Annotated in this window: 23 protein-coding genes; 15 read left to right on the forward strand and 8 right to left on the reverse strand. The window is 38.3% G+C overall.

The features are described 5' to 3' along the window. Nucleotides 1-37 precede the first annotated feature (37 nt). The gene (locus tag ACFSGI_RS05140) at nt 38-1,384 is read right to left on the reverse strand and encodes an amino acid permease (protein WP_204823115.1); all 1,347 of its coding nucleotides are present in this window, start codon (nt 1,382-1,384) and stop codon (nt 38-40) included. 181 nt (nt 1,385-1,565) lie between these two features. Here ACFSGI_RS05140 and ACFSGI_RS05145 point away from each other — a divergent pair, with 181 nt between their 5' ends. Continuing rightward, nucleotides 1,566-3,047 carry a family 43 glycosylhydrolase gene (locus tag ACFSGI_RS05145; RefSeq protein WP_204823116.1) on the forward strand — a complete coding sequence of 494 codons (1,482 nt, stop codon included), beginning with the start codon at nt 1,566-1,568 and terminating at the stop codon, nt 3,045-3,047. Between the two features lie 88 nt (nt 3,048-3,135). On the opposite strand, the gene ACFSGI_RS05150 is transcribed toward ACFSGI_RS05145, so the two are convergent. The 3 genes from ACFSGI_RS05150 to ACFSGI_RS05160 all read right to left on the reverse strand — a co-directional run bounded on the left by ACFSGI_RS05150 (nt 3,136) and on the right by ACFSGI_RS05160 (nt 6,309). Next, complete coding sequence (locus ACFSGI_RS05150) at nt 3,136-4,119, reverse strand: iron-hydroxamate ABC transporter substrate-binding protein (RefSeq protein ID WP_204823117.1); 984 nt, start codon at nt 4,117-4,119, stop codon at nt 3,136-3,138. Between the two features lie 131 nt (nt 4,120-4,250). Further along, a complete protein-coding gene (locus ACFSGI_RS05155) occupies nt 4,251-5,456 on the reverse strand; it encodes a PstS family phosphate ABC transporter substrate-binding protein (RefSeq protein WP_204823118.1) in 1,206 nt (401 codons plus the stop codon). Nucleotides 5,457-5,520: 64 nt separating this feature from the next. Then, complete coding sequence (locus ACFSGI_RS05160; RefSeq protein WP_204823119.1) at nt 5,521-6,309, reverse strand: exodeoxyribonuclease III; 789 nt, start codon at nt 6,307-6,309, stop codon at nt 5,521-5,523. A gap of 143 nt (nt 6,310-6,452) precedes the next feature. On the opposite strand from ACFSGI_RS05160, the gene ACFSGI_RS05165 reads away from it, so the two are divergent. Next, nucleotides 6,453-7,130: an alpha/beta hydrolase gene (locus ACFSGI_RS05165; protein WP_204823120.1), complete on the forward strand. Its 678-nt coding sequence runs from the start codon at nt 6,453-6,455 to the stop codon at nt 7,128-7,130. Here ACFSGI_RS05165 and ACFSGI_RS05170 read toward each other — a convergent pair. After that, nucleotides 7,114-7,992 carry a PhzF family phenazine biosynthesis protein gene (locus ACFSGI_RS05170; protein ID WP_204823121.1) on the reverse strand — a complete coding sequence of 293 codons (879 nt, stop codon included), beginning with the start codon at nt 7,990-7,992 and terminating at the stop codon, nt 7,114-7,116. The two genes, ACFSGI_RS05165 and ACFSGI_RS05170, sit on opposite strands and share 17 nt — an antisense overlap. 340 nt (nt 7,993-8,332) lie before the next feature. Between ACFSGI_RS05170 and ACFSGI_RS05175 the strand changes: the two genes are divergently transcribed. From ACFSGI_RS05175 to ACFSGI_RS05190, 4 genes are all read left to right on the forward strand, one after another. Then, a complete protein-coding gene (locus ACFSGI_RS05175) occupies nt 8,333-8,974 on the forward strand; it encodes a cell wall hydrolase (protein WP_204823122.1) in 642 nt (213 codons plus the stop codon). A 178-nt stretch (nt 8,975-9,152) separates the two neighbouring features. Continuing rightward, nucleotides 9,153-9,455 (forward strand): hypothetical protein, encoded by a 303-nt coding sequence (locus ACFSGI_RS05180; protein WP_204823123.1) that lies wholly within the window; start codon nt 9,153-9,155, stop codon nt 9,453-9,455. Nucleotides 9,456-9,593: 138 nt separating this feature from the next. Beyond that, entirely contained in the window at nt 9,594-10,916 is a 1,323-nt protein-coding gene (locus ACFSGI_RS05185; RefSeq protein WP_379282612.1) for a PQQ-binding-like beta-propeller repeat protein, read from the forward strand. A 42-nt stretch (nt 10,917-10,958) separates the two neighbouring features. Continuing rightward, nucleotides 10,959-11,420, forward strand: coding sequence for a hypothetical protein (locus ACFSGI_RS05190; protein WP_204823125.1), 462 nt, complete (start codon nt 10,959-10,961; stop codon nt 11,418-11,420). A gap of 65 nt (nt 11,421-11,485) precedes the next feature. Here the strand turns inward: ACFSGI_RS05190 and ACFSGI_RS05195 are convergent, their stop codons facing one another. Together ACFSGI_RS05195 and ACFSGI_RS05200 are read right to left on the reverse strand one after the other, a co-directional pair. Further along, a complete protein-coding gene (locus tag ACFSGI_RS05195; RefSeq protein ID WP_204823126.1) occupies nt 11,486-12,115 on the reverse strand; it encodes a YfbR-like 5'-deoxynucleotidase in 630 nt (209 codons plus the stop codon). 160 nt (nt 12,116-12,275) lie between these two features. Further along, complete coding sequence (locus tag ACFSGI_RS05200; RefSeq protein WP_204823127.1) at nt 12,276-12,806, reverse strand: helix-turn-helix domain-containing protein; 531 nt, start codon at nt 12,804-12,806, stop codon at nt 12,276-12,278. 216 nt (nt 12,807-13,022) lie between these two features. Between ACFSGI_RS05200 and ACFSGI_RS05205 the strand changes: the two genes are divergently transcribed. From ACFSGI_RS05205 to ACFSGI_RS05245, 9 genes are all read left to right on the forward strand, one after another. Further along, the gene (locus ACFSGI_RS05205) at nt 13,023-13,433 is read left to right on the forward strand and encodes a DoxX family protein (protein WP_379282615.1); all 411 of its coding nucleotides are present in this window, start codon (nt 13,023-13,025) and stop codon (nt 13,431-13,433) included. 513 nt (nt 13,434-13,946) lie between these two features. Then, nucleotides 13,947-14,666 carry a TerC family protein gene (locus ACFSGI_RS05210; protein ID WP_379282617.1) on the forward strand — a complete coding sequence of 240 codons (720 nt, stop codon included), beginning with the start codon at nt 13,947-13,949 and terminating at the stop codon, nt 14,664-14,666. A 229-nt stretch (nt 14,667-14,895) separates the two neighbouring features. Beyond that, nucleotides 14,896-16,521, forward strand: a complete 1,626-nt coding sequence (locus ACFSGI_RS05215) for a DUF1593 domain-containing protein (RefSeq protein WP_204823129.1) — start codon at nt 14,896-14,898, stop codon at nt 16,519-16,521. 176 nt (nt 16,522-16,697) lie between these two features. After that, a complete protein-coding gene (locus ACFSGI_RS05220; protein WP_204823130.1) occupies nt 16,698-17,471 on the forward strand; it encodes a hypothetical protein in 774 nt (257 codons plus the stop codon). A 66-nt stretch (nt 17,472-17,537) separates the two neighbouring features. Continuing rightward, the gene (locus tag ACFSGI_RS05225) at nt 17,538-17,843 is read left to right on the forward strand and encodes an ankyrin repeat domain-containing protein (protein WP_379282620.1); all 306 of its coding nucleotides are present in this window, start codon (nt 17,538-17,540) and stop codon (nt 17,841-17,843) included. A gap of 36 nt (nt 17,844-17,879) precedes the next feature. Then, the gene (locus ACFSGI_RS05230) at nt 17,880-18,248 is read left to right on the forward strand and encodes a DUF4274 domain-containing protein (protein ID WP_379282622.1); all 369 of its coding nucleotides are present in this window, start codon (nt 17,880-17,882) and stop codon (nt 18,246-18,248) included. After that, on the forward strand, nt 18,241-19,044 hold the full coding sequence (locus ACFSGI_RS05235; protein WP_204823131.1) for a hypothetical protein: 804 nt from the start codon (nt 18,241-18,243) through the stop codon (nt 19,042-19,044). The genes ACFSGI_RS05230 and ACFSGI_RS05235 overlap by 8 nt, the downstream gene beginning before the upstream one ends. A gap of 58 nt (nt 19,045-19,102) precedes the next feature. After that, on the forward strand, nt 19,103-19,540 hold the full coding sequence (locus ACFSGI_RS05240; RefSeq protein ID WP_204823132.1) for a DUF6678 family protein: 438 nt from the start codon (nt 19,103-19,105) through the stop codon (nt 19,538-19,540). A gap of 16 nt (nt 19,541-19,556) precedes the next feature. Then, nucleotides 19,557-20,630: a leucine-rich repeat domain-containing protein gene (locus tag ACFSGI_RS05245; RefSeq protein WP_204823133.1), complete on the forward strand. Its 1,074-nt coding sequence runs from the start codon at nt 19,557-19,559 to the stop codon at nt 20,628-20,630. A 64-nt stretch (nt 20,631-20,694) separates the two neighbouring features. Here ACFSGI_RS05245 and ACFSGI_RS05250 read toward each other — a convergent pair whose 3' ends face one another. Continuing rightward, nucleotides 20,695-21,240: a DUF1697 domain-containing protein gene (locus tag ACFSGI_RS05250; RefSeq protein ID WP_204823134.1), complete on the reverse strand. Its 546-nt coding sequence runs from the start codon at nt 21,238-21,240 to the stop codon at nt 20,695-20,697. Nucleotides 21,241-21,354 lie beyond the last annotated feature (114 nt).

Here is a 21,354-nt window from a genome sequence, read left to right on the forward strand (position 1 = left end):
GTAGCCTAAAGTACCTTTATATGTTACTTCATTCTATTTAATGAGCAGATTTGCGGAACTTAAAGATAGACCATACAATCAGGAAAGCTAGGAAGATCAAGCAAGCTCCAATACTGATTCGATTATTTGCATCAAATATAAATAATACCGCAATAATCATAAGACATAGAGTAGTAATCCCAGTGATATAAGGGTAGCCCCAGATACGGAATGTAGGTGGAGTCGGATAAGAACGTCTTAACTTTAACTGAGATAGACAGATACTAATCCATACTAACAATACAACAAATCCAGGTACAGCAAGCAAAATACCGAATACTTGATCCTGCGCTACATAAGCAAGCATAGAGCCACCTAAAAGAACAACAGCACACAAAATCAGACTATTGATCGGTACTCCTTTAGCAGATGTTTTGGCAAGTGCTTTGGGTGCTTCATTATTGGTAGCCAGTGAATGTAACATCCGCGTTGCTCCGTAGATCCCGGAGTTGGCAGCAGACAATACAGCCGTAATCAGAATAAAGTTCATAATATGAGCTGCACCTTGTAATCCAGTAGAAGATAGTACTTGTACAAACGGACTGGTCTGATCACTAAGTTGGTTCCAGGGGATCAATCCACAGATGACAAGAATAGGTAACGTATAAAATAAAACGACACGCAAAATAAAACTTTTGACGACTTTAGGTAAAATTTTATCTGCATTTTCTGTCTCGGTTAATGTGAGTCCAATCAGTTCAGATCCACCATAAGAGAACATGACGACCAGTAGCGCAGATATAATCGCTGTCCAGCCATTAGGGAAAAATCCACCATGAGCTGTAAAATTACTAAAGTAAGGTGTAGGATCACTAGGAATAATACCGAATAATAGTAAACCTCCGAGAACGATAAAAATAATAATCATGCCAATTTTGATTCCTGCCAGCCAGAATTCGACTTCTCCTAGATTGCCAACACTCATCGTATTAATTAGCAAAATAAACACAGCACTGGCTAGACTTAGTACCCAGAGTGGCACGTCTGGCATCCAGTACTGAAGAAAGCTACCCGCAGCAATCACTTCTATGACACAGACCGATAACCACATAAAGCAGTACAGCCAGCCGACAATAAAAGATAATCGTTCGCCAAAAGCTTTACGGATAAAATCTTTCATATTCATATTAGGATAAACGGTAGCCATTTCAGCAATAGCACCCATCACCACTAACAGTAATATCCCTGCAAAAATGTAGGTGAAAATGACTCCGGGGCCTGCTAACCCTATCGTTTCAGAACTCCCTTTAAAAATCCCTGTTCCAATCACGCCACCCATAGCCATAAATGTAATATGACGTGGACGTAATTTTTTCTGTAATGAAGCTTCTTCTTTGACGTTCAACGTTCCAATCCTCCTCCATAAATACACACACTCTATATATATCGTTCGTTCAGACTATCTATATTACACCAGAATGTGAGCATGAGAAATGAATTTAAATGTAGAGTGCGATATCCTTATATTGTGCGATCAAATGATAACGCTTACAATATAAAAGATTGAATAATAAGGAGGGATATTAATGATAAATAAAAACATTTATTTAGCTTCTGTATTGGTTTTGGTCTTACTGGCGTTAACTATGGTACCGAGACCAACACAAGCAGCATCAACAACGTTTATCAATCCAGTAGCACCGTATTCATCAGCCGATCCATTTGTGATGAAGCATACCGATGGATATTATTATTTTGTGCATACATCGCAGAATTGGGACAAAATCGATATTACTCGTTCTTCTTCATTAAGCGGAATAGGCAATGGAGAACGTAAAACAGTATTTACTAAATCAACAGCCAATTGTACAGGTGCTAATTGTTACTCTAGCAATATTTGGGCACCTGAATTAAATTATATTAATGGTGCATGGTATCTATACTTTTCAGCAGGAAGTAGTGAAACAGGTACACCGAATCAGCGAATGTGGGTGATCAAAAATACCAGTGCTAATCCATTACAAGGTACATGGTCTGCACCGATTAAATTAAAAGATACCAATGATTGGTGGTCTATCGATCATACGGTTGCCAATATCAATGGACAATTATATATCGCATGGTCACAGATCGCTCCGAATCAACCGCAACAGATTGCTATTGCCAAAATGAGCAGCCCAACAGCGATTCAAGGTAAAGCGACTATCATTTCTAGCCCTACGTACGCATGGGAGACATCCGGTGGAACGGTAAACGAAGCACCTGCTTTTATCACGCATGGTTCCAAAGTGAATATGACATTTTCAGCAAGTGGTTGCTGGACAGACGACTACAAGTTGGGATTACTTAGTGCCAATCTTAATTCAGACCTGACAGTTGCTAGCAATTGGACGAAAAGTGCTACCCCTGTTTTCCAGAAAACAAGCACTGTTTTTGGGCCGGGACATAACAGTTTTGTCAAATCACCTGATGGTAAAGAAGATTGGATCGTGTATCATGCTAATGATGGGGCTGGTCAAGGATGTGCGGAACAGCGAACAACTCGTATTCAGAAAATAAGCTGGAATGGAGATACACCTGTGTTGGGATCACCAGTCAATCCCGCTACAGCGATTACTCGTCCTTCCGGTGAAGGTACAGGCGATATTTTATACCGTATCAAAAATAAAAATAGCAGTAAAGTATTAGCAGTATTGAATGCTTCTACCGCAGAAGGCGCTAATATTCTGCAATGGACATATAATGGCACAGGAGATCAACGATGGGCACTTGATCCAGTATCCGGTGGATTTTTCAACTTGCGAGCCAGTCATAGTGGACGATTAGCAGGAGTGACTGGAGCAAGTACAGCAGATGGAGCAGATGTTGCTCAATTTGCTTCTACAGGAGCAACCAGCCAACAGTGGAGCTTTAATCCGACACAGAATCAATATTTTGAAATTAAAAATAGAAATAGTGGCAAACTATTAGATGTAACTAATGGAAGTCTAGACGATGGTGGCGATGTAAAACAATGGAGCGACCTGAATAATACAATTCAGCAGTGGATTTTTGAACGAGTCAATTAAGCTTATATAAGGTAGACGTTTAGTATTATAAATGCCGGGTGAAATTAGAATAAAAAAGAAGAAGCAGATTGAATCTGCTTCTTCTTTTTTATTTTTTAAGTACACTAGCAAGAATGTCATCAATCATTTGACCATTAGCAATAGCACCTGTATATAACCAGCTAGAATCAGCACTAAAGTCGTATACATGTCCTTTTTTAACAGCAGGAATGTTTTGCCATACAGCAGGGCTAGTGATTTCTTCTTTAGATTTTTCTGTACTGTTAATCAAAAATAAATAATCAGCATCGAGATCAGTTAACTTTTCCAAAGCAATAGTTTGCCAGTTGGCTTCGCCTGATTTGGAAATTTCCTCTACAACTGCTGGAGCTTTTAAGCCTAGATCGTTGTAAAGTACATCTCCGCTGGATAAGTTACGACTTACTACATAAATACTTTTGCCAGTTACCCATAGAGCGGCAGCCGATTCGTTACCGATTTGCTGTTGCAATTGTTCTTTAGCGGATTTGGCTTTGGTCTCGTAATCAGCTAATACTTTTTTGGCTTGATCGCTTTTGCCAAGTACATCGCCAATCGTTAGTAACTCTTGTCGCCAATCATTGTTTTGCGCTTTGCCGACTACATATGTAGGGGCAATCTGATTGTATTGTGCATATTTATCGCCAGCTACCATTTCAGCGCTATCCATTAAAATAAGATCAGGATTGGTATTCAATACAGCTTCATAAGGAAGTGTAGAATCAATCGGAGGAACGTTAGCTAATTGCTTTTGCAAATAACCTTGAGTATTTCCGTCACCAATCGCCCATTGAGCTACAGGTGTAACACCTAGAGCAACCAGAGGATCTTCCAGATATGAAGCCAGTATACGTTGTGGATTAGCAGGTACGGTTACTTTGTTACCGATAGCATCTGTTAATGTCCGTTCTGTCGCAGTGGGTACTGTAGTTGCTGTGCTTTCAGTATTTGTTGCTGGTGCTGTGGTCGATGTGCTTGAAGAACAAGCACTTAATAGTAATACCAGACTTAATAATAAAATAGATGTTGCCGAGTAAGCAGTCTTTCGATTCATATGTGTGTTCCCTCCACCAAGTTGTTGACAATGATTATCATCCTCACCGCTAGTATAGCTTTAAAAGCACATCATCACAATGAAAAATAGAGAGAACCTGTATATTTCTTCAAAATATAATCATAAAATAATTATCGAATCGGAAAATAGCCTGTCTTTTTCACTAATTGTTGCCCTTGCTCGGATAAGATCCAATTTAAAAAAGGTTGAATATTAGGATGAACAGAAGACGTTGTATCTGTTTTACGATTGGACGAAGTCGTAATCGCATAAAAAGGAGTAATAATCGGATACTGTTTATTCCGAATCGATGCTACATCTGGATATACGCCATCGATAGCAAGTAAACGAATATCATCATTGGCATTCATTTGTGTTGCAAAATAGTGAAACGAATAACCTATGGCATTTTTGTAATTACGATAATCTGCGGTCTGTTCAATAATACCACCCATCCCGGAAGCCACATCATCAACAATCGGAGTCATAGGTTGCTGATCGCCCATCCAGCGTCGTAACATCGCTTGACTTCCACTATCTTCAGGACGTTGAAATGCTCGAATGGGATCGTCATTTCCACCTACTTGTTTCCAGTTAGTAATCTCACCCGTATATATTTGCTTGATCTGTGTCGAAGTCAGACTATGTACAGGATTATTTTTATGTACAAAAAATACAAAAGCTTCTCGTCCAATCGGTTGCATATTCAATTGTAATCCTTTAGCTTGAGCTGCCTTCTGCTGTTGTTTGGATGGAGCAGCAGCGAAAATCATATCTACATTGTGATTGATTAAGCGCTGATAGGCTTTGCCTGTGCCTGTAATACGAACAATACTTTTGGCATCGTCAGGCTCATAATCTTGCGCAGGGTAGACTGCTTTGACAAATGCAGAGTAGAGCGGATACAGAGCAGTAGCACCATCAAGCACCGGTAATTGATCTTGAGCAGACAATGTATACGTAGACGGACTATCCAGTGTTGCCACTTTGCTATGATCTGCAAATGGACGATAATCATCTACATTTACATCTTGTTCACTCACAATCAGATGATGATCATAAGCACGATCTATATGATACCCGATAGCAATCACCACAAATAATCCCAGACAAAGCTTAACCGATAGGGGAAAAAAGCGATGACGAGCAATAGACTGAATATTGCTAAGAATCACAGCGACAATCATAAGACCTACAATCACCAAAATAAAAGGAATATAAAACTTTTGCATATTGCTAAATAGTGCAACACCTATCAATGCTAGCGCGGCTAGAAACAGTATCGCTAAAATAGCTCCAAAGCTTGCAAAAAAATGATCAACCTTGTCTCTTTTCAACCGTAATCCTCCTTCACAGTAATACTCACCATTTCATGATTATGATCCATTTCCGAGTCAGTAATTATTGTACTGGAGCACTTAACGGTACATCTGTAATATCATGAATTTGCAAAATAATCGGACAATGATCACTACCCATAATCTGATGATCAATCGAAGCATCCGCCAGATAAGGAACTAGACGTTTGGAAGCTAGAAAATAATCAATCCGCCAGCCGATATTACGCTCACGCACTTTGGACATATATGACCACCAGCTATATACATCAGTAGTATCTGGATAAAAATAACGGAACGTATCGATAAAACCAGCATTTAATAATTCAGTCATTTTGCCGCGTTCTTCAGTAGTAAAACCTGAATTACCATGATTAGACTTGGCGTTTTTGACATCGATATCCAGATGAGCCACATTAAGATCACCGCAAATGATAACCGGCTTTACCTGATCCAATTGCTGTACATATTGGCGAAACCGATCTTCCCATTCTAAACGATATGGAAGTCGTGTCAGATCACGTTTGGCGTTGGGAGTATACACATTTACAAGATAAAAGTGTTGAAATTCTAGTGTGATCATTCGACCTTCTTCTTCAAAATTTTCTTCCAGTCCATAATGAACAGAAAGTGGTTCGATTTTGGTAAAAATAGCTGTGCCAGAGTATCCTTTTTTGACAGCATAATTCCAGTACTGTTGATACCGATCGCCATGATCAAGTTCAATCTGACCGGCTTGCAATTTGGATTCTTGAATACAGAAAATATCAGCATCCATCTGGTCAAAATACTCGTTAAATCCTTTTTTTACTGCCGCACGCAATCCATTTACATTCCAAGATATTAATTTCATAAGTTACTTATTCTCCTTTGTCAGACTTTTCATAGTGTACCATAACCAGTTATGATAAGAATCTAGCGCTTGAGATGATAAGCGCATTTTACAATATGTATAGGAATCAATAATTATATTAATCAACCTCAAAGGAGCTTATTGTGAAAGTATGTTTGCTTATTCATGGGTTCACAGGAGGAGAATATGAAGTATCTCCGTTAGCTGACTATTTACAAGCACAAGGGTATATTGTCAAAATGTTTACGTTACAAGGGCATGGTGGCAGTAAAGCTGAGCTTAGAAATGCTACTCGTTACGATTGGATCCATAGTGCTGAGACTCAATTAAAGCAATTGCTAACTACATATTCTAAAATACATCTGATTGGCTTTTCAACAGGAGCATTAATTGCTGCTCATTTGGTTGTGAAATATCCGAATCAGATTGACTCATTGACGATGTTATCTGCGCCTGTTTTTCCATTGAATCCACAGCAGATTATTCGAACACTATATCAATGGCCGATGGTGAAAGCATATATTCGTAATTTGTTTGTAGTACCTTCGCGAGCCACACGTGAATTTTATCGTATTGTTCATGAATCATTTGCGATTTATCCTCATATCAAAATCCCTGCACTAATTGTACAGGGAGATCAAGATCATCTTGTCAAAATGAAAAGTGCTGCTTATCTGGTAGAGCATCTAGGCACACCTGATACCAGAGTGATCATTGTACCTAACAGCGGACATTTGGTCTGTTACGCAGAGTATAAAAGCGAGTTTTTTGAAGCTGTTCAAGTCTGGATAGATACGCATTCATTTATAGATCCAGAGTGATGATTTGTTGCTGAATATTGGTTGCTAGACCTCCAACTTGTACCTGTTTGATAGAGCCGTCAGCGTGCAGTTCTATTGTGGTTAGCAAGCGTGAAGGCAAGTTCATAGTATATCCTTGTTCAAATACAAATGGTGAAGTGGATGTAGATGGAATAAGATTATATTGATGCAGATAACATAGTAATGCCCCTGTTGATGTTCCGGTAGCACTTTCTTCGGGAATATCATATAGAGGAGCGAAATTGCGACATTGTGCAATAGCATCACTACGGGTATCTAGTGTAAATAGATGATATCCGACAACCTGATACTTTTGAGAAATATGTTTAATCCGGTCAAAGTCAGGTGTTAGACGTTGTAATGTATGTAATGAACGAATAGGAACGATAATATCACGTAATCCGGTAGAAACGATCTGTACAGGCGCATCTACGCTTAATTCATCTATAGATATTCCTAAAGAATCTGCAATTTCTTGCCGATTGATTTCGATATCAAATTGAGGTAATGGCTGTGTTAAAAAAACATGGTGATCGGCTTCGATATGCACATCCAGTATGCCAGCCAACGTTTCTATATTATAATGACCTGCATGAATACGATTCTGGGTTGCCATCAAATAAAAGCTAGCAATCGTAGCGTGTCCGCACAAATCGACTTCATGATTAGGTGTAAAATAGCGTATCCGATAATCAGTGATAGTAGAAGGTAGAATAAAAGCAGTCTCAGAAAATCCCAATTGATAAGCGATATGTTGCATTTGTGCAGTCGATAAATGACCTGCTTCTAACACAACACCTGCTGGATTACCGCCTTGTTGTTGATAAGAAAAAGCATCTAACGTGTATACTTGAATATCCATTTTCTTTCCCCTTTCTTTATCTCGAAAAAGATACACAACAGTATATCATGAAGGCAAAGTGATTCAAGGAGTAAATTTGACTGTAATAAGGTAATAGCAGAAGTTCAAATCGTAGTATTTATATTGTTTGCAGTCATCTTTTTGGCAACTAAATTGCTATTCACAGAAATATATGCTAGAATCCTACCGATGCTTTAATACAGCTTAGTCCCACTCCTTTAGTGCGTTACATTCTCCGTTTGGAGCGTGTATATTCGATTCAGGCGGATCAACGTCTCTCGGATGGACAGCCCGGCATATAGAACCGGTCAGAAAATCAAAGTGGAGGTTATCTCAAAAGATGAAAAAATTACCCGCTCTTCTTATATCTTGTGCATGTTTGTTCGGTACAGCTACGGTGGCTACGCCAGCCCATGCATTGATGCTGACACAAGGTATGCAAAATGAACATGTAAGTCAGGTACAGGAGCAACTGGCTTCACGCGGATATTTTCATGTTGGCGTTACCGGTTATTACGGTCAAATTACCAGCAAAGCCGTTCAAAATTTCCAAAGAGATCATGGTCTAGTTGCAGATGGAGTCGCTGGCCCTGCTACATTAGCCAAACTCAACCCATCTGGCAAAGTGAGCAATCATTCACTCAATATGCTAGCTAAAATTATTTATGCTGAAGCTCGTGGTGAATCTTTCCGCGGACAAGTAGCGGTAGGCGCAGTAGTGCTGAATCGTGTACAATCTAATCAATTCCCTAATTCGATCTCTGCTGTTATTTTACAACCAGGTCAATTTACTGCTGTTCAAGATGGACAGTACGGTATGAAGCCGAATCAGATGGCTTATGATGCAGCAAGACAAGCATTAAATGGGGTTGATCCGACTAACGGTTCGCTGTACTATTACAATCCTAAGATTGCGACATCAAGCTGGAGTATTGCGCGTCCTAAAGTCATTTCTTTAGGTCAACATACATTTACCAACTAATTCAATATTATTCATCAAATGATCGTATAGTCGTTTTGCTCATTCTGTCAGTACAGGAAAGCAAAGCGGCTTTTTGTTTACTATATTTTATTATTTCATCACACAATCGACTGATCATTTGGAGTACTTTGGGTAATAGATATCATAAGCTGGTATGAGATTGGCAAGGAGGGGTGAAATGAATCAAATTGCGGTACAACCTTATTACAAAGTAGAACGCAAAATCGACGGTCAAGAACAACAGCATTGGATCGATGAACGAATGCTTGTTTTATATCAAGATCGAGTAACCACCCACCGAAGAGAATTTGCTATTTTGGATGTGTTTGATATGTCTTATCGCACATTTAGCGATGGGGAAGGTTTCTTTTATTTGCATACGCGTAAAGGTGTATTTTCATATATGATTCGTGACGATCCTTCTTTGTTTATTCAAGCATTCAAAGAATCTTCCACGTCTTCCAAACTATATTTTAAGTAAATATAACAGCATATCTCAGACTTGATATGTGAGCTAGTAAAGACTGGTATTGTATAGTCCAGCCCTAATTATAGTTAGGGCTATTTTTATTTTGAGTAAAACTTTGAGATAATACTAAGATTATGAATAGAAAGAGAGATGAGCAGTATGGATTGGTTACAACCAGAAGTAGCATCACAGTGGCGACAAGAAGGGAAAACATATGCACATGCTATCAATGAATTTGTACGGATAGGGATAGCAAGCGATTGGCAGGAACCTCAAGAGGAACCGGAAGAAGATAAACGTCCGTTATTCGCGCAGGATATTATGCAAATGATTATAGCAGCCAATCAGGCTGATGATATAGAGCGTCTACATGAACAGGTTCCACCAGCATCTTCACCGATCACGCCTTATTTTGAAGAACAGTTGCAACCGGTATGTCCAATCGGATTTATTCAAGATTATGTGGTCGTACAAGCAGGTAATACACGAGAGCATACCAAATTGTATGTAGCCAATAGCGAACAATTGATCGAGATTCCCAATATCCTGCGACTAGGAATGTCTTCAGATCAGCAGTATATAGCAAAAGTCACGACAGCAGGGATTAGTGTAGTACATAACCCCGATCTTGCTTTGAATGGAGATCATACGGCTTATTTTAGCTGGGAACATATTCAGCAGACCCTTAAAAAGAAATTAGCACGCTGGGAATCGCTAGCTGATTGTGTATACCCTGTAGAAAGTCTAATCGATATTATTCCATTTGCTTCAGGAACCAAAGTGTTAATAGTCAGTGGATATGGTATTTATATGATCGAAGGAGAACAGGTACATCTGTTATATCCTGAAATAGAAGAGATGGAGTCGTACGGCGAGGATTATACTACGATATCAGTGGATATGGCGCATGGAGCAGTCTCGTCAGATAGTCGCTGGATTGCTTACGGTAGTCAGATGAGTGAACATTATTTGCTAGATACGTATACGCAGAAAATCCACAAATTTGAGCCAGCTTCCAGTTATCCGCATTACAGTTTATTTACACAAGATAATCAGAGTGTCTGGTACAATGCTTGTCATTTTTACAATGGAGCAACGATCAAAGTAGATCTTACCGATATCCAAAAAGATGTGATCAACGAAGAGGACGAATTACCACTTATGGATCAAGAAATGCGTGTCTATGCGGGAGCTTCATTGCAATCTGGCAATATTGTAGGCGATGCTTATGGATACTTGCGTATGATCGATCATAATGGACAAGAGATATGGCGTTATTTTGTAGGCAGTACGATTGTAGGTATTGTGGTATCTCCTGATGAGAAGTGGTTAGTAGTAGGCACCTATGGTGGCATGGCACATTGGATTGATTTGCAAAGTGGATCTAGAGATGAGTATACGATCGGAACAGCACCGATTCGTGAGCAAAGTCGCTGGATTCTCTGGAAAAATCAACAACCGTTACGCTGGTAATAGAAATGAAAATGTACAGACTATAAAGAAAGGAGTATATTCATGAGCGATTGGATATTAGGAGAATTGGATATAGATCAAGAACGAGCGATATATCCAACCCTTTCTTTAGAACAATTGTTAGCATCTCAATGGTATAGCGAGTATTTTACAGAAATTCGAGATATGCAAAATGGTTATGTATGGTACACGTTTCAAAATGTACCGATCAGTTCTCAGCTATTTTCGTTATCTCTGTTATTCCAAAGTTCAGTATTGAATATGGTGATAATGAGCGTCTCGGACGCAAAATACGGTCAATCGTGGGACGATTGGACAGAAGAAAAAGAGTTACAACGCAAGCAACAACATGATGCTTTTCTGAATAAGGAACTACAGCGTCAACCAGATGTGCGACGGTGGAAGCCTTACCCTTATATTGAGTACAAGGTAGCATATGGAAGAATTCAGTCTTCTTATGATCCTCGTTCTGCCAGTTCTTCAATAAGTATCACTTATGCTTAATACTGTTATATGTATACAACGCAAAAAACTCTCATACAAGTAAGAGAGCAGGGGGAAGTGCTGGATTATAGTGCCAGTGCTTCTTCTGTAATGCGTTTGATATCGATCGGAGATAATGATTCTTCATTCACCATATCCGGCAAAATCTCATTTAGAAAATAATCAACACAATGTAAGTCGATATGCTTGATTTTGACCAGTGCATTGCGATACATCACGATAAATTCTTTTTCCGTATTGCCACGTTGTAATTCTGCAAAAGCTTCATAGACCTGATCCATTTTATCAGCCATTTCCAAAATCAAACCTTCAACCGATTCGTCTTTGCCTTCACGTAATTGCTGACGGAATATCGCTTTGAATTCTTCAGGAATATGTTCCTCGATAAAATGCTGTACCATGCCTTCTTCAACTTGTTGAATCAATTTACGCAGTTCCATTGAAGAATGTTTTACCGGTGTTTTGATATCGCCAATAAAGATTTCACCATAATCATGACTACTGGTAATCTCGTATAACTTTTTCCAATCAACGGTCACACCATGTTTTTCTTCGATATCTGCTAAAGTTTTGGCATATTGAACCACTTTCCACGAATGAGCAGATACACTGTGTTCTTCAAACTTAAATTTACCCGGGCAACGAATAATACGTTCCAGTTCATTCAACGACCGAAAATACGCATGAATTCCCATAATAGTTGTCATCCTTTAGCTACATCAACGTAGTAGATTTTGTTGAACACTTACATGCCTTTCACAAAACAATGTAAATATTCAGCAATAGTATTGATAAGTTAAATGATAGACTTCATATGTTAATACGGTATTAACGCTGTATGAAATAACTTTTCTTTTAATTTTCTTTATATACTGAAATTAAGACTACAGCCGTATCTTCCCCGATATTTTTCACCCGATGAGGCACAGAAGCATTCCAACTGAACGAATCACCTTCATGTAATTCAAATTGATCTTCCCCTTGTTCCGCATAAATATGTCCTTTAACGACTAGATGAACTTCTTCTCCTTTGTGTGCCGTCGGCAATTCTCCTGTAGACGCTCCTGGAGGAACTTCTACCAGCATCATTCGCATATTCGACGTATTGCCAAGATGAGAGACTTTAAGTTGGTGGGGGCCGCTTGAAGTCAATTCACGTTCTTCTTTACGAATTACTTGCATGCGTTCTTCTTGCTGTAATAGTAAATAGCTTAAAGGTACTTGAAGCGTCTGTGCTATATGTTCGAGTGTATTGATCGAAGGAGATGTTTTGTTAGTCTCTACCTGACTCATAAATCCTTGTGATAGTCCGGTTTCTTTGCATATTTCAGCAATCGTTATATTTTTACGCTTACGAATCGACCGAATCATAGCTCCTATATTCATACAAATTCCTCACATTTCTTCACAGTCTATTACGCATTATTGTAACAACAAGTAATAAGCCGTAGCAACTAGAAACCGAATATTTTTATTAGTTATAGAAATATTTTATTTGTAATAATAATATTTTTGTTGACAGAGTTGTTTATATTGCTTTATAGTTACAAAATAAAAGTTACAGATTAAAAGTAACTAATCAGAAATAAAAAGGAGCTATTAATGATGAAAATTAACGTCGTTACAACAATTATGAGAGTGGTATTGGGAATTTTGTTCCTGGCACATGGTATTAGCAAAGTACAAATGGGATTTGGAAATGTAGCCGGATTTTTTGAAAGTCTAGGTATTCCAGGATTTATGGCTTATGTTGTAGGTACAATCGAAGTAGTCGGTGGTATTATGTTGATTATTGGTCTGTTAACACGTTATGTCTCTATCGTATTTATTATTATTTTGCTAGGGGCTATTTTTACAGCGAAGTTATCTGCTGGTCTAATGGGCAATGGTCAAATGGCAGGATACGAATTAGATATTACTTATATCGTGATTGCACTTTATCTGGCTGTAGCGAATACAAGAAGCTGGTCAGTGGATGGATTATTATTTAAAAAGTCAGCAACTAACCGTTAATCGATTACTAGCATCATTATAGGATTTCTAGCAATATTATAGTCTGTATCTTCTAACCTCTATGTTTATACATCTGTATAAGTATAGAGGTTTTATTATGTGTTTTAGCTCCTATACGTCTACATAGCCTTAGAACAAAAAGATATTGATTCTTTTTGAAATAAAAAAGAAACCATTTCCTATCTCTAACGTATTATTCAAAAAGTTGCATTTCTTATATGTAAAAACAATCAGATCGATATCAAGTAAGCTTAGACGGTATTTGTTGTGCTTCAAATTATCGCGTAATATATTCATTTTTTTATACTTGGATGATACGATTTGTATAATAGGATTGTTCATATTGACAGATTGACAACAAGGAAATATGTAGTATATTTATGAGTTTATAGGAGCAATAAATACAATATGGTGTACTAGATAGAAGAAAAATATTTTCTTCATCTGATTTTTTGACAATACCAGAAAAAGAGAGAGGGTTGTGCGGTAATGACGTATAGTCATTTGTTTGAAATGAGTACATTTTTAGAAGCATTCGCAACACCTGTAGGCTGGGGATTTATTTTGTCCCTTGTTATTATCGAAGGTCTGCTATCTGCGGATAACGCATTAGTATTAGCAGCTATCGTTAACAAACTACCTGCACATCAGCGTAAAAAAGCGCTATTGTATGGTTTGTGGGGAGCGTACATTTTCCGTATTATCGCTATTGGAGTCGGTATTTATCTTGTGCAGATCGCATGGGTTAAATATATCGGTGCCGCGTATCTTCTCTGGATCGCCTTTAAACACTTTTGGGATAAATTCAAAAGTAAAGATGGCGATGATGAAAGTGAAGAAGAAGGCGGTCTACAGAAATTACTTGCCAAAACAGGTATGAGTCTTTTTGTTCGTACAATTATTACTGTAGAAATGATGGATATCGCATTCTCTATCGATTCTATTTTAGCAGCATTTGCAGTATCGCCTAACCCGTGGATTCTGATTGCGGGTGGATTATTGGGTATCTTGATGATGCGTCTAGTCGCTGGATTTATTCTGAAGTTGATGGATAAAATTCCTGAACTTGAAAATGCAGCATTTGTACTTATCGCTATTATCGGACTCAAAATGATTCTAGATACAGCAGGCATTTATCATATGGGACATGCTACATTCTTTGTTCTTTTGGTGGTTGTATTTGCGATTACATTTGTAATCAACCGTATCAAAGTCAGCAAAGCAAAAGTATAATAAAAAAGCTCCTTTGTCATAATGGCGAAGGAGCTTTTTTTATATTCCAAGATATAAACCGTTTACATTTAGAAATGAACATGCTATTGTACGGGTACGGATTGTGACTGATTATGCAGGCAAAACCTAAGTATATGTACCGCCCATCCACATTGGGGGAGACATGTATTTAGGTTTTTTTTCGTTCTTAGTCATTGGATCTGATAGAAATTAGAAAAGGGGAACAATCATGAAAACAGTAACATGGATCAAAATAGGAATAATGAGTCTACTATGTGTATGGACATTAACAGCTTGTAATCAAGCCCAACCTCAAACCGACACCACTCAGCAGATAACATCTGATACACAGGCTACAGTAACTACACCTGCTACCAATAAAGTGACTAAAGCTCGAACAGTTATCACTACAGATGGTGAAGTGGATGATATGAACTCGGTGATTCGCTTTTTATTATATGCCAACGAAATGGATCTCGAAGGTATCGTATTAACCAGTTCTGTGTATCATTATGCAGGAGATACACAAGCAGGGATCAAGCCTTTTCGCTGGACAGGAACACAGTGGATATCAGATATGACAGATGCTTATGAAGAGATTTATCCGAATTTAAGCAAACAGGCAGAAGGTTATCCTACACCTGACTATATTCGCAGTGTGACCAAGATTGGTAATATTTCAGATAAAGGCGAAATGAAAAAAGTAACCGAAGGTTCTACTTTTCTAAAACAGTTATTTTTAGACGATGATAATCGTGATCTGTATGTACAGACATGGGGTGGAACGAATACAACCGCCAGAGCACTTCAATCGATCGAAGAACAATACAAAGATACAGCGGAGTGGACAGATATTCAGAAAAAAGTGAGCGATAAATTAGTTCTATATATCATTTTGGATCAAGATGATAGCTATAACAATTATATAGCCAAACACTGGCCACATATCCGCATTATCAATGATCAATCAAATTTCTGGCATTTTGCGTATGCGTGGAAAATGCATACGGATGAAGTCAATGATAAATTGCAGGGCGCATGGAATGTAGAACATATTCAAAAGAATCATGGTAAATTACTGGATATGTATGCACTGATGGGCGATGGCAAAATGATCGATGGAGAAGTTGCAGAAGAACAACGTGGTAGTGCAGAATATCTCGCTAAAAATCCACAATATAAAAAGTATGATTTTATATCCGAAGGTGATTCGCCTTCATTCTTTTATCTGATCGATAATGGTCTACGCAGTATGGAAGACCCTAGCTATGGAGGATGGGGTGGAAGATTTGGACAGGTGAGTGATACGTTGTACCGTAATACGGTTCTTGATTACGATATCTACACCAAGCAATATGAAGCTGAATATTCATTAATGCGTTGGTTTGATGATATTCAAAATGATTTTGCAGCTCGTGCCGATTGGGCGATAGCAGATCAATATGCAGATGCGAATCATAATCCTACTTTAACGATTAAAGAAGGATTAGACCTTACAGCTACGCCAGGGCAAGATATTACGTTACATGCTGAAGGAGCAGACCCTGACGGCGATGAATTGACCTACAAATGGTGGAGATATTTTGAAGCCGATACGTATCAAGACTTCAAAGGAACACCGGAAAAAGTAGAAAAGAATATGGCAGGCGATCTACAGCTTGGATTGCATCAACAATTAGCCAAAGGGGAGCAAGTAGATACGATTGCTTTAACAGGTCAAGATACGAATACTGTACAATTTACTGTCCCAACAGATGCCCAATCAGGGGACACGATTCATATCATTGCTGAAGTACAAGATGATGGAAAACATCAGCTCAAGCATTATCAGCGTGTGATTATTACTATTCAATAGTTCGATTGTATAAGAGGAACCAAGCCCGCATTTATTGTGGGCTTATTCTATGCGATAATATACTTTTCCAACAGTTTTAGTACACAGATCAATGAACCAGACGGATATACTTTTTTACGATCGCCAAATCTATATATAATAACTTTAAAAGTATTAACCATCGAAGGAGGTTCTATATGAATGGTGAATTGCATCAACAATTATTGATTACAGCATTAGGCAATGCCTATTTAATACGAGGAATGGATGCTACTCATCCCGAACTGACCCAACATGAAAGTATAAGTATTCAATTCAAGGATCAGGAGCAAAGCTGGACATGGATCAAATGGCTAGATTATTTACGAGAAGCAGGGTATCAGCGCTTGATGTTAGTTAGTAGCCAGGCCCCATCTTCATCCTGGCAAAGTAGTGGCTTCGTAGGTGGAGGTAAGCCGATAGGCGTAAGAACGATTGGTACTGCACTTGATATCGTATGGAGACCGAACTGGCAAGTTCATCGGCTCCCTGCTAAAGTCACATGGGACGTAGCATATACAGGAGAACCTTATGAGATAAGCAAGCAGGAGCAACATGCTTTTAAGCCATTGAGCGAATACATAGCTCATTTACAACAGGTACTACAACAACTCTCTATTTTTGCAGAACAGATTGATCAGACATTCTGGCAACAGCAGTTTTTTGATCCTGCGATAGCGATATTACAAGGTTCCCCCAATGCACCTAAGCTTGTTTTTGAATTGCCAGAAATCTATGACAAAGAAGCGTATCTTCTGTTGAATGCTGTGTACAAAGCATGGGTATTCGGAGGAATGGGATCATGGAATGATGACCCGGCGAATAGCGCATATAGTCATCAGTTAGAGCAACAATATCGTGATCTTTCTGGACAGTTATATACAGCGCTATTGCAATGCGCTCAAGCTGCTGTCAATTCAGTGGTACTATAAATCGTTACACTATTACATGTTATATATCGTAGAAATACTTTGTTAAACAAAAGGAGGATGATTATATTGAATTGGCAAGAGATAATAAAACTTCAAGATATAGATCAGCTTCGTCAAGCCGTACAGACGTTAGATATCAATCAACAAGATGAACGCGGTCGAACTCCACTGATGTTGTTAATCACCAATCGCTCATCTTTGGATACTATTCAACTACTATTAGAACAACAACCTGATTTGGAAATAGAAGATAGACTTGGACATACCGCTCTAAAAAAAGCAATTAAATTCAAACAAAATGCTGCTATAACTGCGCTGATTGCAGCAGGGGCAAAGTTAGATTCAGAGCAGGGGATTTTATTTACACCATAGCATTTTGCACGTCAACAGCATACTGGTATTGCTGATATGTTATTGGATACACTAGGATCAGTACGATCTGTTTTGCTTGAACAAGAGGAGCAACAACTTGATGCTATTGTGTATGAAGAAGATATGGCGGTAGTATATAGACGAATAGAACAATTGGATTCTTCTGTGATATTGCATGCTGTAGTCCATCAATACAATTGGGATGATGGCCCAGAACCGATGTTGGCAGTTGCTAAGCATCCGTTATGTCTGCCTATTACCAAGTTAGATATGTACGAATTACTAGAAGCAGACTACTGGCTAGCCAAAGGGGATCAGGAGCTAGCTGAAAATGAAGAATACCCGCGTTGGAAAGAATTGGCTTTATTATTAGATCATGAATGTAAAGGAGAACACAATGGATAAAAAAGCGAAAAAGATTTTGATGGAAACGTATTGGTCAGCACAAGGATGGAAATCAGCGCCTCAGACTTTTACAGGTGAAGATTTTGAATATGCCAAAAGTCAGGGAACGATGTTTGATCGGTTATCGATTACTCATGATGCTATTGTTCAAGATATTTATCGCTGGCATCAAGAGGTGATTACGAAAGAGCAGGTAGTACAAGCTTTTTTACATAGTCTGTCTACACGTCAAATTCAATGGCGCAGTATATTATCTAGCTGGGCACTAACCGTCCATTTGCCGCTACATACTTATGAAGAAAGACGTGCTGTGCATGCGAATACAAGCAGTTGCGGAGATTGTAATTTTAATCGATTGATGTCAAATGATCAGTATACTAATGAAGATATCAATATATTGAATTTTGAGCGGATCAAGTGGGGTGGTATTCGTCTGAATCATTTGCTGTATTGCTGGTTAGATCTAAAATTATTTACAGAGCAATCCCCTTCAACAATCAATGTTGCACCAGAAGATGTACAGATTCTCAAGCAGATGATTCAAGCTATAGAAGAATGTGACGAAAATGAAGGAGCACGCAAATTAGAAAAAAGATGGAAAGACCTTTTTCCAGCTAATAAACATGAACGTGATGTGCTTATGGAAATATGGGGATACGCTGGCTTGTTGGTTCCTTTGGATACACCACGCAAATTACGCGGCGGTTCTGGTGACTTTAATTCGGTTGCGATATGGCAAGGCGACGATCGGTACTCTTCTTCTGCATTAACTTATTATTTCGGTGAATATCTATAAGGGAACGATTGGTGACAAGATAGAAAATGATTTCTAAACAACAAGGAGGAATCTCGATATGAGAGATGATCCACAGCAACGGCATAAGCAAAAAATAATCGCAGAAGTAGAACAACGCTCACTGACTTCAGTGATGAATAATACAAAATGGAACAGTTTGGAAGAAGCTATTTATCGTGAACTTGCTTTTGCGCCTGCATTTCAGAGTAAATATATACTGGATGCTGAACCTTCTCCATTAGAATTTGAGCAAGATGTTTTTTATCTAGGAGATTGGGAAAGCTTGAGTTTTGCTTGGTACAATATCGAATGGGTGCGAGTGAAACCTCGTTTACTTGAACATACAGGCAAGTATACAGCACCGAATGTGTTAAGTATTGAAGACGAATGGGTCAATCTATTACAAAGGCTCCGTATTCCATATATCCATAAAGAGCATGATTACTGGATATATGGTTATGCAACAGCAACAGAATATGAACAACTTGACTACTAATCTGAGGTGAATATCGATGTATAGCACTATTCGAGAAGGTGTGATTGAAGTAACAACAGAATTAACTACCGCAGAATTAAAGCAACTTCAACACATGTCTGAACTCCATACTATTCAATATAATCATTCATTAGTTGCAGATACCTATGCAGCACTAAATGATCTACTATTTGCTGAGCGTTCGGATATTATATTGCGGGTATATGGATTCTATGATGAGGTATGCGATCTTCAATTTCTCGAACAAATGCCAGACGTACATAAGTTATCGATTGAATGTACAGGAGACATAGCTCATATCGATTCGATAGCGACACTTCAACAATTGAAGCAACTTCATATCCGTATAGACCAGCTTGATCAATTCGATATCTTAGCCCAAATACCTGTTGATCTGGAAAAGTTAACACTAGGTAAAACAGCTTCTCGCAAACCTGATCTGCAAGTGTTAGAACGCTTTACTCATTTAACCGATTTGGTTATTTATGGTCATCATAAGCATATTGAAGTGATCGGGCAATTAACAACATTGGAACGGTTAGGATTACATTCTATTTCAGTATCTGATTTGGATTTTGTAACTAACCTTGATCGGTTATTGTTTCTTAGCATCATATGGGGTGGTACAAGAAATCTGAATGCATTGAAAAAGATGACCGGTATTCAATATTTACGTTTATCCCAAATTAAAGGGTTAGATGATATTGAACCGATCTCTTCGATGTATGGCTTACAGTATCTATATTTAGAAGGATTACCTCATATTACTGAACTCCCTATATTCACAGAGTTAAATAAATTAAGAAAAGTCGAATTAGTCAGCATGAAAAAGTTGAAAAGTCTGGAGACGCTTGAACATGCTCCAGTGCTAATTGAATTTGTTCATCGCGAAGCATGGGAAATGGAAGTGGCATCTTATACACCACTTATGCGTAACTCTTCACTCCAAAGAGCATATGCTCATTTGAAAAATCCTAAAAAAATGGCTACATTTGATCAATTGTTACATCAATATGATAAAAAGAATGTGTTAAACGAACGTGATCAACATCATGAAAATTGGTGGTCTGCTTTTCCTTATGAATCTTAGTAAAGTAGATAAGTATGATGAATCATAAGGTTCTATCAGCGGATGAGCGAAGTAGACGATAATGTTATTCTTGGACTGCCTGCATTAACTCTAGGATTTTGCGGGTAGTATTTACATTGCGAATCGTCATCAGCGGATACAATTTGGAACTTACCAATTTGTTCATCTGACTTCGGGCAGCATCTCCGCGACTAACAGCGAATAGAACCGCGCCCGGTATGTATATTAATGTACCTATACCAGCTTTGAGAGGAAGCTTCTCTACTATAGACTCATCATCGATCTCGTCCCAGAGAAAAAAGACATCACTTTTCATCTGATCATCATTACTCCACGATTCAGGTAAATGCTCTACGACCGTTTGAATTTGTATGATATCTCGAATCATCACTTTAATTTGTAGATGAAAGTCTTTGGCTATAGCTTGTTGTAGTAACTCGGACAGTTCATGATGAGTAAGTGTAGCGTGGGAAAAGATAATATTGCCAGAATTGATATAGGTAGTAACATGGCTCATTCCTGCTTGTTCAAATGTTGTTTGGAGTGCTTTCATATTGATTTTATTGTTACCACCTACATTAATACCACGTAGCAATGCAATATAGATCATCAGATATGCTCCTTTTATTCAAATGGTCATCGTAATATACATATAGTGTAACTTGTTATCTCAAGGTTACAAGAGAATAGTTAAATAGTGATACATAAAGACACTTCTAGTTAT

The organism is Paenibacillus nicotianae (assembly GCF_042681745.1).
Classification (GTDB): Bacteria; Bacillota; Bacilli; order Paenibacillales; family Paenibacillaceae; genus Saccharibacillus; species Saccharibacillus nicotianae.

Bases quoted from the DNA above. Each gene is read 5' to 3' on its own strand.
- ACFSGI_RS05145 (WP_204823116.1), top strand. From the start codon at position 1,566: ATGATAAATAAAAACATTTATTTAGCTTCTGTATTGGTTTTGGTCTTA.
- ACFSGI_RS05150 (WP_204823117.1), bottom strand. From the start codon at position 4,119: ATGAATCGAAAGACTGCTTACTCGGCAACATCTATTTTATTATTAAGT.
- ACFSGI_RS05160 (WP_204823119.1), bottom strand. From the start codon at position 6,309: ATGAAATTAATATCTTGGAATGTAAATGGATTGCGTGCGGCAGTAAAA.
- ACFSGI_RS05170 (WP_204823121.1), bottom strand. From the start codon at position 7,992: ATGGATATTCAAGTATACACGTTAGATGCTTTTTCTTATCAACAACAA.
- ACFSGI_RS05175 (WP_204823122.1), top strand. From the start codon at position 8,333: ATGAAAAAATTACCCGCTCTTCTTATATCTTGTGCATGTTTGTTCGGT.
- ACFSGI_RS05180 (WP_204823123.1), top strand. From the start codon at position 9,153: ATGAATCAAATTGCGGTACAACCTTATTACAAAGTAGAACGCAAAATC.
- ACFSGI_RS05185 (WP_379282612.1), top strand. From the start codon at position 9,594: ATGAGCAGTATGGATTGGTTACAACCAGAAGTAGCATCACAGTGGCGA.
- ACFSGI_RS05190 (WP_204823125.1), top strand. From the start codon at position 10,959: ATGAGCGATTGGATATTAGGAGAATTGGATATAGATCAAGAACGAGCG.
- ACFSGI_RS05195 (WP_204823126.1), bottom strand. From the start codon at position 12,115: ATGGGAATTCATGCGTATTTTCGGTCGTTGAATGAACTGGAACGTATT.
- ACFSGI_RS05200 (WP_204823127.1), bottom strand. From the start codon at position 12,806: ATGAATATAGGAGCTATGATTCGGTCGATTCGTAAGCGTAAAAATATA.
- ACFSGI_RS05205 (WP_379282615.1), top strand. From the start codon at position 13,023: ATGATGAAAATTAACGTCGTTACAACAATTATGAGAGTGGTATTGGGA.
- ACFSGI_RS05210 (WP_379282617.1), top strand. From the start codon at position 13,947: ATGAGTACATTTTTAGAAGCATTCGCAACACCTGTAGGCTGGGGATTT.
- ACFSGI_RS05215 (WP_204823129.1), top strand. From the start codon at position 14,896: ATGAAAACAGTAACATGGATCAAAATAGGAATAATGAGTCTACTATGT.
- ACFSGI_RS05220 (WP_204823130.1), top strand. From the start codon at position 16,698: ATGAATGGTGAATTGCATCAACAATTATTGATTACAGCATTAGGCAAT.
- ACFSGI_RS05230 (WP_379282622.1), top strand. From the start codon at position 17,880: ATGTTATTGGATACACTAGGATCAGTACGATCTGTTTTGCTTGAACAA.
- ACFSGI_RS05235 (WP_204823131.1), top strand. From the start codon at position 18,241: ATGGATAAAAAAGCGAAAAAGATTTTGATGGAAACGTATTGGTCAGCA.
- ACFSGI_RS05240 (WP_204823132.1), top strand. From the start codon at position 19,103: ATGAGAGATGATCCACAGCAACGGCATAAGCAAAAAATAATCGCAGAA.
- ACFSGI_RS05245 (WP_204823133.1), top strand. From the start codon at position 19,557: ATGTATAGCACTATTCGAGAAGGTGTGATTGAAGTAACAACAGAATTA.
- ACFSGI_RS05250 (WP_204823134.1), bottom strand. From the start codon at position 21,240: ATGATCTATATTGCATTGCTACGTGGTATTAATGTAGGTGGTAACAAT.